Annotated in this window: 15 protein-coding genes; all 15 read left to right on the forward strand. The window is 42.7% G+C overall.

Features of this window, described 5'->3' with window-relative positions; translation table 11 throughout:
* Positions 1-6 precede the first annotated feature (6 nt).
* The 15 genes from urtB to V6984_RS04175 all read left to right on the forward strand — a co-directional run bounded on the left by urtB (position 7) and on the right by V6984_RS04175 (position 13,240).
* Complete coding sequence (gene urtB / locus V6984_RS04105) at positions 7-870, forward strand: urea ABC transporter permease subunit UrtB (protein ID WP_342758536.1); 864 nt, start codon at positions 7-9, stop codon at positions 868-870.
* A 23-nt stretch (positions 871-893) separates the two neighbouring features.
* A complete protein-coding gene (locus tag V6984_RS04110; RefSeq protein WP_342758537.1) occupies positions 894-1,955 on the forward strand; it encodes an ABC transporter permease subunit in 1,062 nt (353 codons plus the stop codon).
* 13 nt (positions 1,956-1,968) lie between these two features.
* The gene (gene urtD, locus V6984_RS04115; RefSeq protein WP_342758538.1) at positions 1,969-2,715 is read left to right on the forward strand and encodes an urea ABC transporter ATP-binding protein UrtD; all 747 of its coding nucleotides are present in this window, start codon (positions 1,969-1,971) and stop codon (positions 2,713-2,715) included.
* Positions 2,716-2,718: 3 nt separating this feature from the next.
* Positions 2,719-3,414: an urea ABC transporter ATP-binding subunit UrtE gene (gene urtE, locus V6984_RS04120; RefSeq protein WP_342758539.1), complete on the forward strand. Its 696-nt coding sequence runs from the start codon at positions 2,719-2,721 to the stop codon at positions 3,412-3,414.
* A 23-nt stretch (positions 3,415-3,437) separates the two neighbouring features.
* A complete protein-coding gene (locus V6984_RS04125) occupies positions 3,438-4,064 on the forward strand; it encodes a cytidylate kinase-like family protein (RefSeq protein WP_342758540.1) in 627 nt (208 codons plus the stop codon).
* A 53-nt stretch (positions 4,065-4,117) separates the two neighbouring features.
* Positions 4,118-5,350, forward strand: a complete 1,233-nt coding sequence (locus tag V6984_RS04130) for a Zn-dependent hydrolase (protein ID WP_342758541.1) — start codon at positions 4,118-4,120, stop codon at positions 5,348-5,350.
* Positions 5,351-5,547: 197 nt separating this feature from the next.
* Entirely contained in the window at positions 5,548-6,027 is a 480-nt protein-coding gene (locus tag V6984_RS04135; RefSeq protein ID WP_342758542.1) for a methylated DNA-protein cysteine methyltransferase, read from the forward strand.
* Positions 6,028-6,289: 262 nt separating this feature from the next.
* Positions 6,290-6,964, forward strand: coding sequence for an alpha/beta hydrolase (locus V6984_RS04140; RefSeq protein WP_342758543.1), 675 nt, complete (start codon positions 6,290-6,292; stop codon positions 6,962-6,964).
* A 226-nt stretch (positions 6,965-7,190) separates the two neighbouring features.
* Positions 7,191-7,784, forward strand: coding sequence for a hypothetical protein (locus V6984_RS04145; protein WP_342758544.1), 594 nt, complete (start codon positions 7,191-7,193; stop codon positions 7,782-7,784).
* 78 nt (positions 7,785-7,862) lie between these two features.
* Positions 7,863-8,312: a DUF3788 domain-containing protein gene (locus V6984_RS04150; protein WP_342758545.1), complete on the forward strand. Its 450-nt coding sequence runs from the start codon at positions 7,863-7,865 to the stop codon at positions 8,310-8,312.
* A gap of 254 nt (positions 8,313-8,566) precedes the next feature.
* The gene (locus V6984_RS04155) at positions 8,567-9,049 is read left to right on the forward strand and encodes an RNA polymerase sigma factor (RefSeq protein WP_342758546.1); all 483 of its coding nucleotides are present in this window, start codon (positions 8,567-8,569) and stop codon (positions 9,047-9,049) included.
* A complete protein-coding gene (locus tag V6984_RS04160; RefSeq protein WP_342758547.1) occupies positions 9,046-9,750 on the forward strand; it encodes a hypothetical protein in 705 nt (234 codons plus the stop codon). The genes V6984_RS04155 and V6984_RS04160 overlap by 4 nt, the downstream gene beginning before the upstream one ends.
* 16 nt (positions 9,751-9,766) lie before the next feature.
* A complete protein-coding gene (locus tag V6984_RS04165) occupies positions 9,767-10,474 on the forward strand; it encodes an ABC transporter ATP-binding protein (RefSeq protein ID WP_342758548.1) in 708 nt (235 codons plus the stop codon).
* Positions 10,467-11,675, forward strand: a complete 1,209-nt coding sequence (locus tag V6984_RS04170; RefSeq protein ID WP_342758549.1) for a hypothetical protein — start codon at positions 10,467-10,469, stop codon at positions 11,673-11,675. Before V6984_RS04165 ends, V6984_RS04170 begins: the two co-directional genes overlap by 8 nt.
* Before the next feature lie 98 nt (positions 11,676-11,773).
* Entirely contained in the window at positions 11,774-13,240 is a 1,467-nt protein-coding gene (locus tag V6984_RS04175; protein ID WP_342758550.1) for an extracellular solute-binding protein, read from the forward strand.
* Positions 13,241-13,245: the final 5 nt, after the last annotated feature.

Here is a 13,245-nt window from a genome sequence, read left to right on the forward strand (position 1 = left end):
GAAGCTATGGAATTGCTTTTGTCACAGATAATTAACGGCATAAGCGGATCGGCTGAACTGTTTATCGTTGCAATTGGTTTGGTCATTATTTTCGGTATGCTGGATGTTGTAAATATGGCGCATGGTGAGTTCGTTATGTTAGGAGCTTATTGCTCATGTGTATGTGTCAATCAGTTGGGAGTACCATTTTTCTTATCCATACCTGTCAGCTTTATATTTACAGCGATTTTAGGCATGATACTTGAACAGTTATTTATCAGGAAGTTATATGGTAAGGTGGCGGAAACATTACTTGTTACGTTTGCTCTGACTTATATCATCCCTCAAATTGTCAGGATATTGTTCGGACCTGAAAACCAGAATATCGAAAATCCTATAAAAGGAAGCATTAGCGCAGGTAAAATAACCGTTCCTTATTATAATATTTTTATTATCGTAATGGCGGGAGTCATCCTGGCCGGAACCATATTCTTGTTTTATAAAACTAAATTTGGGATGCAGCTTAGAGCGATCACACAGAACAGAAAAATGTCGCAATGTCTGGGAATCAATTCCGATAAAGTGGATAGAATGACCTTCGCCTATGGCTGCGGCCTGGCAGGATTGGCCGGAGCACTGCTGGCACCTATCTCCAGTGTCACGCCGGGTATGGGCACCGAATATGTGGTGGACAGCTTTCTGGTAGTTATACTTGGCGGCTTGAATTCGGTGATCGGCTCTTTCTGGGGAGCAGGTGTAATAGAAGAATCGATATCTGTCATGGCAGGGTATATGAGCCTTGTAACAGCAAAGCTTTTGATATTCATTGTAATAATTATTTTAATCAGATTCAGACCGCAGGGTTTATTTTCCTCAAAGGATAAAAGATAAAAAACAGCTAATGGAGGCAGAATATGAAAGAAACAATAAAAAGTATAACGGCGGATAAATATATTGTTGCAGGCTTGTTTCTTGTATTAGCAATTTTACCGGTGTTTTCATCCTTATATACAACACAGCTTATGGGGAAAATTATTACATTTATCATACTGGCACTGGCTCTTGACATTTTGTGGGGGTATGGTGGATTAATGAATCTTGGTTTTGCGGTATTTTTTGGATTGGGAGGATATATCACCGGCATAGCGCTCGCCTGCCGGAATGGTCTTCCCGCATTTATGAAAGCAGGGGGACTTGAAGAGCTGCCTTGGTTTTACAGGCCATTGGAGAATATGCAGGCGGCAATCGTGCTGTCTGTTCTCCTTCCGGCCCTGCTGGCTCTATTCTTAGGATATTTTATATTTACAAGTAAGATAAAGGGAGTATTTTTCAACTTAATTACGTTGGCATTTGCGGCCTTGTTCGAATTATTTATCAAGACAAATCAAGTATATACCGGCGGCTCCAGCGGAGTGAATGGTGTTGCGAAAGGATTGAAAGATATCGCTTTATTTGGAAATACAATTGACATCAGGGGCTGGTATTACATAGCATTTGTTTCATTGGTGATTATATATTTCTTTTGCCTGTGGCTGACGGAAAGCAGATTTGGAAAAGTAGTCAAATCGGTTAGAGATAATGAAGCAAGACTACAGTTTTTGGGATATAATCCAGCAGTGTTTAAAATGGCCCTTTTTGCTATAGCCGGTGCCATAGCCGGTTTTGGCGGAGCTTTATATGTGCCCATTACTTCTTTTATTTCTATAGAGAATGCAGGAATTACTTTTTCTACTATTTTGCTTATCTGGCTGGCAGTAGGGGGCAGGGGCAGTCTGTCGGGAGCTATATTCGGAACGTTGACGGTCAGTCTGCTGCAAAGTAAGCTGTCCGGCGTATTGGGAGACTTTTGGCAGATTGTTTTAGGCCTTTTACTTATAGCGATTGTCCTTATACTTCCAAAGGGAATAATAGGTACGATCATCGATATGCAGTATAACAGCAGGATTGTAAAAGAACTGCAAAAAAAGGATAGGTAGGGTGGTTATTAATATGGCATATTTGGAATTGAAAAACCTCACAGTTGAATTTAATGGCTTTCGGGCCGTAAATGAAGTTAATCTGTCTGTTGAAAAGGGAGAACTGCGGGTCATCATCGGGCCTAACGGTGCCGGAAAAACAACGATTATCGATATGATTACCGGTAAAACAAAGCCTACCTACGGAAGTGTGCTTCTTAACGGAGAGAGCATCGGGGGAAAAGACCCTTATAAAATATCCAATAAATATAAGGTCGGCAGAAAATTTCAGGGTCCGAATGTATTCGATTATATGACGGTATATGAGAACATAGAAGTAGCGCTATCGGGATATAACAGCCTAATAAAAACATTGACCTTTCGAAAGACCCGGGCGGTTAAAAATGAAATTGAAGATATTTTAAAAAAGATTAACTTATATGATGAAAGAAATGTCCTTCCGTCTTTCCTGTCGCACGGTCAGCGTCAATGGCTGGAAATGGGAATGATACTTGCACAAAAGCCGGAAGTTATTACTTTGGATGAGCCTACGGCCGGTATGTCCGCCGATGAGACATATAAAACGGGTGAGATGATAAAGACGATTATGAAAGGCAAAACGTTGATTGTTATCGAACACGATATAGACTTTGTGAAACAGATTGCTCAGACGGTGACGGTTCTCAGTCAGGGAGAAGTACTGGCAGAAGGAAGCTATAAAGAGATTACGGCCAATCCGGAGGTAATAAAAGTATATTTGAAGACCGACGAGGAGGAATAGATTATGCTTAAGGTAGAAAACGTATCGGTTAATTACGGCAAAAGCAGAGTTGTAAGCGAGGTATCCTTTCATGTGAAAAAAGAAGACAGTCTGGTAATTCTCGGACGCAATGGAGTAGGCAAGACGACTTTGCTAAAGAGTATTATTGGCCTTCTGAACCTAAAAGAAGGAAGCTTAACGCTGGAGGGTAAAGATATAAGCAGAATAAAGACATTTGAAAGGTCGCAAAGCGGTATTGCCTATGTACCCCAAGGAAGGGAGATCATTCCCCAGCTTACTGTTCAGGAGAATCTGGAACTGGGCGCTATGGCACATGCTGTCCAATATCATAAAAAAGTAGAGGAGATATTTGAATATTTTCCGATACTGTCACAGCATTTAAAGAGAAAAGGAGGAGTTCTCTCCGGCGGACAGCAGCAACAGCTTGCTATAGCCAGAGCCTTGATGGCAGATCCCCAAATACTTATTCTCGACGAACCTACGGAAGGCATTCAGCCCAATACCGTATCGGAAATCGCAAATACGCTGGACAGATATCATAAAGAGAAGAAGGTTCCTCTTGTCATCGTGGAACAGAATCTGAAATTTGCCAGAAAAATAGGCAACAAATTTCTTATTATCCAAAAAGGGACCGTTGTGAATAAAGGAAGCATAGATGAGCTTACCGATGATATAAGCAAAAAATACTTAAGTGTGTAAGTACAGGGTCAGGGAGGAAGAATATGGGAAATTATGCGATTACTATAGCGAGAGGATTTGGCAGCGGAGGAAAAGAAATAGGAACAAAACTGGCACAAAGGCTGGGAATTCCATGCTATGAACACCAGATATTAAAGCTCGCTTCGGAAGAAAGCGGATTAAATGAAGCTCTGTTCGGCAGAGTAGACGAAAAGCTTTCAGGCAGTCATCTGTCAAAAATGCTGCAGAAGATTCCGTTTACGTCTGTGGTATCTCCGCAGGATAAGCGGTTTGAATCGGATATAAATCTTTTTAATATACAGGCAGAAATTATTAGAAAACTTGCGGCAACCACTTCATTTATTGTACTGGGAAAGTGTGCGGACCATGTTCTTAAGGATTGTGATAATGTGGTGAGCTTCTATGTGGAGGCGCCCAGAAGTGCCTGTGTGAAGTCCATTATGAATAAAATGGGAGTATCCGAAGCGCAGGCTCATAAGCTGATCAGTAAAACGGACAAGTACAGAGCGGATTATTATAAATATTATACGGGAGGCAACTACTGGACGAACCCTGTCAATTATGACATGACTTTGAACAGTGACCGGATAGGCAGAAATGAATGTGTGGATTTGGTTGAGCACTATGTGAGAACAAAATTTAAGCTATAGATTCTGGATTGTTACGTAAGTGATCAGACTTTGAAAGGAGCATGGGTATAAAGATGAAATTTTGTTGTTTGGAAAGAATGAAAGATAAGATAAATACCTTTAGTTCATTCGGCGATACGGGGAATGGCGGAATAACCAGACTGTCCCTATCGAAAGAAGCGATTGCGGCAAGAGCGGAGTTTAAAAAAAGAATGGAAGCGTTAGGTGCAGTAGTCGTGACAGATGACTTGGCAAATATGTATGCGACAATCGAAGGAGATGAGGACCTCCCGGCAATTATGAGCGGTTCACATCTCGATTCGGTTGTAAAAGGCGGCAATTACGACGGAGTATTGGGAGTTCTGACCGCGATGGAAGCTGCCGAGACGATTGTCAGAGACCATATTCCTCACAGGCATCCTATTACTGTAGTTGTATGGACAAATGAAGAGGGAGCGAGATTTGAACCGGCAATGATGTCTTCGGGCGTAATATGCGGTAAGTTTGACAAAGATACAATGCTTCGTTCGGAAGCAAAAGATATTCCGGGCTATACCTTTAAAGACGCCTTGTTGGAGAGCGGCTTTATGGGCGATATCGGCAATAGAATGTCTCCGGAAAAATATATCGCCAGTATTGAGCTGCATGCGGAGCAAGGCCCTGTTTTATATGAAGAGAACAGAGATATAGGTATAGTGTCGGGAGTTGTGGGTATGGTGAATTATGAATTCAGAGTGAAAGGGCAGGCGGATCATGCGGGTACTACGCCAATGAAGTATCGGAAGGACGCATTGTATGCCGCCGCTCAGGCTTTGGAATATCTATATACAGAGCTGGGAAAGCTCGACGAAGAGCTTGTGTATACCATAGGGAAGATAGCCGCTTATCCTAATATCCATACGATTATTCCGGAAGAAGTGAGAATGACGATAGATTCCAGACATAAAAGTCCGGAGGTACTAAAGCAGGTTATTTCGGTAATCGAAAATGTCCCGGAGAAGCTGTCTGGCTGTACGGTAGAGGCAGTCAGAGAATGGGACAGGAAAACGGTGGATTTCGATAAAAGACTTGTAAGCTTTGTAGAAACAAGTGCGGATAAATTAGGCTATTCGTCAAAAAGAATGTATAGCGGAGCCGGTCACGATTCTCAATATATATGCGAGCTTGTTCCTACGGCAATGATATTTGTACCTAGCGATAAAGGACATAGCCACTGTGAGCTGGAATATACACCACTTGAGAATTGCTTAAAGGGTGCAAATGTATTGTTGAACACAATACTGGAAATCGATAGAATCAGTAATTAAAGTATTAATGAAATATGTAAAAGAAAAGTCTTTGAACAATAAAGAAGAAGGGCAGGGCTGCGGCCATGCCCTTTAAAATATGATGGCAGGTGATAGGAAGGAGTGATATAATTATAACGGTAAATCAGAAGTTTTTAAAACTGTCTCATTGCATGAATAGTAAAACTGCAATATTCTTTATGCAGGAGGTGAAAGATATGGCAAACGAAGATAAGAAAGATTTTAATTCAATGTTGTACGACAGCAAAGATATGCCAAAGATTCAGACGATAACAGACCTAAAAAGCATTCAAAAATATGGTGGAAACATCATGTACTTTGCGCCGCCAATTGACTATGACAAGGTAATGAAATCAGTTCCCCGTGGTAAAGTAATTACCATAGGCCAGATCCGTGTGTATTTTGCCAAGTTGAACGGAGCAGATTTCACGGAGCCAATTACCGCCGGAGTTTTTGTGTCTATTGCGGCATGGGCGAGCTATCAGCGTTCCGAAAACGAAACGCCATATTGGAGAACACTAAAAGCAAACGGTGAATTGAATCCCAAATATCCGGGCGGAATGGAAGCTCAGAAAGAAAGGCTGGAAGCAGAAGGACACACTATAATTCAAAAGGGCAGGAAGAATATCAAATACTATGTAAAAGATTATGAGGACGCATTGTTTGAATTGGGGTAGGAAAATCGGTTTGTGAGAATGAATCCCGCAATATTTTTGAGCTTCTTTGTAAATGGTTCTTGTTTTGGTCTTTAGGAGTGTCTGGGGTTACAACAGGGCTTATGCAGACCTATACGGCCGATCTTCTTTCGATAACAACAAGTGATTTTATTGTGATTAAAGAGTTAGGATATGCTAATTGCAATTTTAGTTATTGCAAGGAGTTATCTGTTGGATTCCGGTCTGGCGCGTAAGAAAATAAATGTTTATGGAGGAAATGAGGATGAGTAAAAGAAAAGAACCGGCGGAACAGTTCTTAACAATGAAACCCGATCAAACGTTTAACATACAAAATGATGGATTCATCGGTAGTCTGTACAAACCTCAGGATAATTCTTTTGAAGGTAAAGCGTTAATCATGTCCGGTGGCAGTGACGGTTATTTCTCATTAACTTGCCTGATTGCAGAACAGTTTGTAAAACACGGTCTTACCGTGATGGCACTTGCATACTGGAATCAGCCCGGTCTTGCGGATGCCTTAGAAAAAATACCGGTGGAATATGTAGAAAGAGCAGCATTATGGTTTAAAGATAATAATTACATAAAAATTGGGATGTGGGGCATTTCAAAAGGTTCAGAGTATGCTTTGATTTCGGGAAGCATATTGCAGAATTTAATTTCGTGTGTGGTAGCAGTGTGCCCGATTAATATTTGTTGCCAGGGTATACGGAAGGGTAAATCAGTAAGTTTATTGGATTGTTCTGCATGGAGTTTTCGAGAGAAGGAAATCCCCTATGCAAATCTTCAATATAACAAATGGCAGATTATAAAGGATATGCTGAAGCGAAGAAGTATTTGTATGCGCTCTTGTTATAATAATGCAATTGCCTCAGCGCCAGAAAAGGCACATATTAAAATTGAGAACATCAACGGCCCCATTCTTTCCCTATCAGCATAAGCATTATAATTATAAATATGCGAGCCATTTTCTGATTCCTTATAAGCTGAAATCGGCGAAGATGTTCGCTGTAGAACGAAGATATCCGGAAGAATGTATGGAAAGTAATATGAAGTCTTTGGAGGATACCCTGATATTTTTGAATGAATGGTAAAATTAAATTACAGTTTGTTAGGGCGGGTGAAAAAATGAGTAATGGCGTAAGGGTTTGTGCGTGATTATATTCTTGATTTCAATTTTTATACACGAATGCGGGCATGGGTTTGCCAACTCCCTGCGGGGCATTGAGTGCAGCACGGGCTTTAATCGTGTGGGTGACATATACAAGTATCCGAAAGATGCGGATTTCCGGGCAGAATATAGTGCAGTATCGGATAGCTTATTAGATTTTGGCGTACCGGCAACCCTTATGCTGGCTGTTACAGGAACGATTCTTTTCTGCTTGCAAAAAGGAGAAAAGGGAAAAATAATTGCATTAGGATTTGCAGCTGCAAATAGTGTCATGCGGTTAATACCATGTCTGTTCGTGATCATGGTTCCGTTGCTGACGGGAAGAGTGCATAATGAAGATGAGTATGGAACGGGACTTGCCCTGGCGGAGGCAACAGGCTATTCGGTTCTCATATTTCTTCCGGCTCTCATATCTATACTGGTTTCCGTTATGTGCATAGCATGCCTTTATAGAAAATTAAAGACAGAGATATCTTCCAAGGGATTCATCCGCTATAGCTTCCTTACGCTCTTTAGCTTTTATATAACAATGATTATAGCTAATATGCTCGATAATATCGTTCGGATCAACTGGACGGCTATTCGTTAAATACATAGTTTGACTGGCTATTTGATAATGAAAAAATAAAGAAGTAAAATCCCGGTAAAACAGAAAGGATCAAGATGTATGAATTATATCGATAAATTATTAGAAAATAAGGATAATGTAAACACGGCAGATTTTTTCCCGGAGCTATTAGGGGCAGATTGTTATAAGATGTATGAGCGGGTAAATAATTTCATTATGGAAAATTATAATGTTAATCAGATGTGGAGTAAGGGAGGAAAGTATGGAGATATCTGCCTTCGCTACAGCCGCAGCGGAAAAACGCTCTGTACCTTATATTTCCGTCAGAAACAATTAGGTATCTGGGTCATACTCGGCAAGGAAGAAAGAAGCAGATTTGAAGAGATAAGAAATCAGTTTTCTCATGAATTGCAGGAAATATATGATAGAACAGAGGTATACCATGATGGGAAATGGCTAATGTTTGATGTGGAAGACGATAATTTATATAGTGAAATTGTTTTGCTGCTGAAGGTAAAAAAATCTCCCAATAAAAAACGTACCATATGATATATTTTTATCTATAAATGATCGAGTTATGAAAGAGTTCATAAAATTAAGAAGTTAAATATCTCAGATTATTATGATTTTTCAGGAGTGTTTGATAGTAAGCCGAGATCGGACAGAATAGTTAATAGAGGAGAGCAGGATAAAGCCCGGAGCGTAGCAGTTCTCCGGGCTTTTATTATTTTTGTATGCAAACGCCGCACATCCGTCACCCTTCAACCGTTAAATACTATGAAAGGAGGTTCCTAAGAGAGTCCATGGACATAGAAGAACAATATGACAAGATATACCGGTACTGCTATTTTAAGCTGCGGCAGCAGCATATAGCAGAAGATATCGCTCAAGAAACCTTCTTGCGCTTTCTGGAGAGCGCGACATATCGAAATACCGGACAGGCTTTGCAGTATCTTTATACGGTGGCGAGGAATCTCTGTATTGACGAATACAGACGAAAATCCTATGAACGCTTGCCCGAGGATGAGAAGGATTATCACAGACGAATACATGATAGTGCAGAGCATGACATGGAGGAGAAGCTGCTTACTTCTATTGCGGTAAGAGAGGCTTTGGAAGAACTTCGTGAGGAAGATCGGGAGCTGATGCTTCTTAGATATGTGAATGAGGTTCCTGTGTCTGTAATCAGCAGGCTGCTTGGAATCTCACGGTTTGCGGTTTACCGCAGGACACAGGCAATCTTGAAATCGCTGCAGGATAAGCTTGGAGAGGAGGATTTTATATGAAAAAAGAATTAAGAAGGGCATTGTACGATGCGTTTGAAGCGCCGGAGTCACAGAGAAAGAAAGTCTTTTTAAACAATATAAGGCAGCCCGGAATCGGATATTTTAAATTTATACTGCTCCAGGCTTCTTATATCAGAAAATGGATATGGGGATTATCACTTGCGGTTTTTGCAGTGGCTCTCATAAGCGGAGGCTTTCTGGAGAGAGAGGTGATATGGGTACTTTCGGCACTGATGCCCTATCTGGCAGCAGTCTCAATAGCAGAAAATGTCCGCTCAGAGGTGTACGGGATGGCGGAGTTGGAAATGGCATCAAGATTCTCGTTAAAGAGTGTAGTGCTGGCCCGTATGGGGATATTGGGAGTCTTTCATTTGATACTGCTTTGCCTGCTTGTTCCGCTGGGGCATATGCACGGCGTCTCTACGGCGCTTCAGACAGGAGTTTACTTGCTGGTGCCTTATCTTCTTACCAATGCCGGGGGTTTATGGCTGGTACGCAAAATTCGCAGCAGGGAGACTTCTTATGTTTGCATGGGATATGCCATTATTATCAGCGCTTTTCCCATCGTGAGCAAATATACTATAACATTGCTGTACCAGCCGGAAGTATTTGGCTGGTGGCTGGTTTTATTGGCTATTCTCTGTGTCGCTACAGCAGTGGAATATAGAAAGACAGTAGTAAGGACGGAAGAATTGATTTAAAAGAAAGGAGCGTTTTATGGAGCTTATAATAGACAGGCTGTCCAAGCAATATGGAAGCAGAATCGCGGTGGACAGAGTAACACTTAAATTACAAAAAGGAGTTTATGGTCTGCTGGGGGCTAACGGTGCAGGAAAGACTACTCTGATGAGGCTGATATGCGGCATTTTAAAGCCTACGGGCGGGAGCGTTTCTTTGGATGGTGAGGATGTTTCCAGCGAGGAATACCGTTCACGGCTGGGATACCTTCCGCAGGACTTCGGATATTATCCTGATTTTACGGGAATGGATTTTTTGCTGTATATGGCCGCTTTGAAAGGTCTTGACAGGGCGCAGGCGAAGCGGAAGGCGGTAGAATTACTTAGACTGGTGGCTTTGCAGGATGCAGGGAAAAAGAAGATTAAGACCTATTCCGGGGGCATGAAGCAGCGGCTGGGAATCGCTCAGGCTTTGCTCGGAGAACCGCAGCTTTTGATACTGGACGAACCTACGGCGGGGCTTGATCCGAAGGAAAGAGTAAGATTCCGGGATTTGATCGCGCAGCTTGGAAAGAATAATATCGTCTTGCTCTCCACCCATATCGTGTCCGATATCGAGCATATCGCGGATACTGTTTTGATGATGAAGGACGGACAGCTCATATATCAGGGAGGATGGGACGAGAATCGCGGAGATTTGGAACAGTTTTACTTAGAGCAGTTTGAAGAGGGAAAAAATCATGGATAATTTTAAAACATTGTATGGATATGAACTTAAGAAAATAATAAGACGTAAAATCGTTCTGGTCACCGCTGCTATTATGCTGCCTATTGTCATATTTACGGTAATAGCAGCTCTTCTTGGAGATTATTATGCAAATGGTGTTAAAATCGATACCCATTATCATATGTTCCAGACTGATAAGGAGTATCAGCAAAGATTAAGCGGCAGGTCCATTGACCAAAGCCTGCTGGAGGAAATGAAGGCCGGGTATGATAAAATTCCTTCCGATGTGGAGGCATATACATTGACAAAAGAGTATGAAGCATATGCACGGCCATATAGCGCAATATTTCAATTTGTCAGAAATACGGCAAATATGACGGTTTCTGAAGTGCGGCAGTGGGCGGCAGACGAAGAGGATATGCATGCAATGCGTCAAAGAATGTTAGAAGAAACGAGGGAAGAACTCCGCCTGACGCAGGGCGAAAAGGTCTTCTGGCAGGAACAGGAGGATAATCTGGAATGGCCGATGACGTTTGTATACAAAGACGGATATTGGCAGCTTTTTGACTGCATGAATACAATAGGCCTGATGATGCTTATCATGATCACGGTCTGCCTGTCGAGCGTTTTTGCGGAGGAGCATGCCAAAAGAACGGATCAGCTCATACTTTGCAGCAGATATGGAAGGCATAAGGCTTATTGGGCTAAGATTTTAGCAGAAATCAGTTTTTCACTTCTTGTGTCGATAGTGTATATTGTGCTGGCTTTTGGCCTTGCGTTTGCATTATATGGTGCGGACGGCTTTTCCGGTGCATTTCAATTGATGTATACCAATTATTCTTATCCGTTAAGCGTGGGAGAAGCGGTTCTGATTTCCTATAGCATGCTGATGATTGCGGGAGTTCTGACCGGCATATTTGTAATGATGCTGTCTGAACTGCTTCATAGCGGCATCGGTACGCTGGCGCTGGTAGTTGGAATGATTATATTATTATTGTTTTTTAACATACCGGAACAGTACCGGGCGGCGTCCCAGCTTTTGAGCTATATTCCCAGCGAATTTGTTGCCGTATGGAGCATCTTCAGCTCGCGGACGGTATCGCTTGCCGGCAGAACATTTACAGCGTGGCAGGCAGTTCCCATTTTGTATATTCTTGCGGGGGGGATATTTGCTGTGGCAGGTAAAAGAGTCTATGCAAACTATCAGGTAAGCGGCCGGTAAAAAACAGGACACAGCGCGATAAAATGCGGGTTTTTACTTCATTTTCTCCTATTACTGTAGTATAATATAGCAAATAAACTGTGGGAGGAAATTTACGAATGAGAAAATCTGTGGTTAAGATTATCGCTGCTGTGTCGGGTGCCGCGATTCTGCTTGCCGGATGTACGAAAGGAACGAAGGAGGAGCAGGCGGTGCTGGACCCTGACAATCCGGTTTCCATTGAGATATGGCACTATTACAATGGGCCTCAGAAGCTGGCTTTCGATAGTCTTGTTACACGTTTTAATGAGACGATGGGGCAGGAGCAAGGCATTGTCGTAGAGGCATTCGGTCAGGGAAATGTGAATGAGCTTTATGAAAAGGTGCATGACGCTGTGGATAAGAAGGTAGGAGCCGGCGAGGTACCGACGATTTTTGCAGCCTATACAGATACGGTGTACGATTTGGACAAGCGGGGACTGGTAGCTGACCTTGGCGGGTATTTTATCGAAGAGGAACTGGCAGGATACGTGGATGCATATATCGAGGAAGGCCGGCTTGGCGAGGCGGAGGGCTTGAAGATCATCCCGATAGCAAAGGCGACAGAAATCATGATGATCAATAAAACTGATTGGGATAAATTTGCGGCTGCTACCGGAACGTCGATGACGGAGCTTGAAACCATTGAGGGCGTGGTGAAGACCTCCGAGTCTTACTATAACTGGACTGACGGGGAGACACCGGATATTCCGGGCGACGGTAAAGCTATGTTCGGGCGGGATGCTATGGCGAACTATATTATTCTCGGTTATTATCAGTTGACAGGCAATTCTCTTTTTACCCATGAGGGAGGAACGATTGCCTTCGAACCGGACGAGGAGGCTTTCCGAAAGCTCTGGGATAACTATTATATCCCTTATATCAACGGCTGGTTCGGCGCCTACGGACGTTTCCGTTCGGACGACGCCAAGACCGGGGATTTGATTGTCTTGGTAGGATCTACTTCGGGAGCGACTTATTTTCCGGAGCGGGTTACCTTGGAGGATGAATCCAGCTATCCTATTGAGGCGGCAGTCCTTCCGGCCCCCTGCTTTGAAGGAGCAGAGCTTAGTGCCATTCAGCAGGGTGCGGGGATGGCGGTTCTTTCATCGAATCCTCAGAACGATCTGGCTGCGGCGATCTTCTTGAAATGGTTTGTGGAGGAGGAACAAAATATTGATTTCGCGATTTCCTCCGCTTATCTTCCGGTAGAGAAAGCGGCAAATGATATGTCTTTAATCGAAAGCGCAGAGGGCTTTGAACAACTTCCTGCATCACTTAAGGATGCTCTTTCCGTGTCGGTGGACGTGGTCAATGGATATGATTTGTATTTTGAGAAAGCATTTTCTGGCTCTGCCGATGCCAGAGAAGTAATTGAATATTCTCTTTCAGACCGCGCTAAGGCTGACCGTGAACAGATTCTCACACTGACGGAGGGCGGAATGTCTATGGAGGACGCGACAGCACAATTTGCGACGGATGAAAATTTCCAAAGCTGGTATGAAGGACTGATAAATGCAGTCCGCGTTATAATCGATGGGGATTGACAGGA

The organism is Kineothrix sp. IPX-CK (assembly GCF_039134705.1).
In the GTDB taxonomy this organism is placed as follows: Bacteria; Bacillota; Clostridia; order Lachnospirales; family Lachnospiraceae; genus Kineothrix; species Kineothrix sedimenti.

Excerpts from the sequence above, each read along its gene's own strand:
- urtB (WP_342758536.1), top strand. The coding sequence starts at position 7 with ATGGAATTGCTTTTGTCACAGATAATTAACGGCATAAGCGGATCGGCT.
- V6984_RS04110 (WP_342758537.1), top strand. The coding sequence starts at position 894 with ATGAAAGAAACAATAAAAAGTATAACGGCGGATAAATATATTGTTGCA.
- urtD (WP_342758538.1), top strand. The coding sequence starts at position 1,969 with ATGGCATATTTGGAATTGAAAAACCTCACAGTTGAATTTAATGGCTTT.
- urtE (WP_342758539.1), top strand. The coding sequence starts at position 2,719 with ATGCTTAAGGTAGAAAACGTATCGGTTAATTACGGCAAAAGCAGAGTT.
- V6984_RS04125 (WP_342758540.1), top strand. The coding sequence starts at position 3,438 with ATGGGAAATTATGCGATTACTATAGCGAGAGGATTTGGCAGCGGAGGA.
- V6984_RS04130 (WP_342758541.1), top strand. The coding sequence starts at position 4,118 with ATGAAATTTTGTTGTTTGGAAAGAATGAAAGATAAGATAAATACCTTT.
- V6984_RS04135 (WP_342758542.1), top strand. The coding sequence starts at position 5,548 with ATGGCAAACGAAGATAAGAAAGATTTTAATTCAATGTTGTACGACAGC.
- V6984_RS04140 (WP_342758543.1), top strand. The coding sequence starts at position 6,290 with ATGAGTAAAAGAAAAGAACCGGCGGAACAGTTCTTAACAATGAAACCC.
- V6984_RS04150 (WP_342758545.1), top strand. The coding sequence starts at position 7,863 with ATGAATTATATCGATAAATTATTAGAAAATAAGGATAATGTAAACACG.
- V6984_RS04155 (WP_342758546.1), top strand. The coding sequence starts at position 8,567 with ATGGACATAGAAGAACAATATGACAAGATATACCGGTACTGCTATTTT.
- V6984_RS04160 (WP_342758547.1), top strand. The coding sequence starts at position 9,046 with ATGAAAAAAGAATTAAGAAGGGCATTGTACGATGCGTTTGAAGCGCCG.
- V6984_RS04165 (WP_342758548.1), top strand. The coding sequence starts at position 9,767 with ATGGAGCTTATAATAGACAGGCTGTCCAAGCAATATGGAAGCAGAATC.
- V6984_RS04170 (WP_342758549.1), top strand. The coding sequence starts at position 10,467 with ATGGATAATTTTAAAACATTGTATGGATATGAACTTAAGAAAATAATA.
- V6984_RS04175 (WP_342758550.1), top strand. The coding sequence starts at position 11,774 with ATGAGAAAATCTGTGGTTAAGATTATCGCTGCTGTGTCGGGTGCCGCG.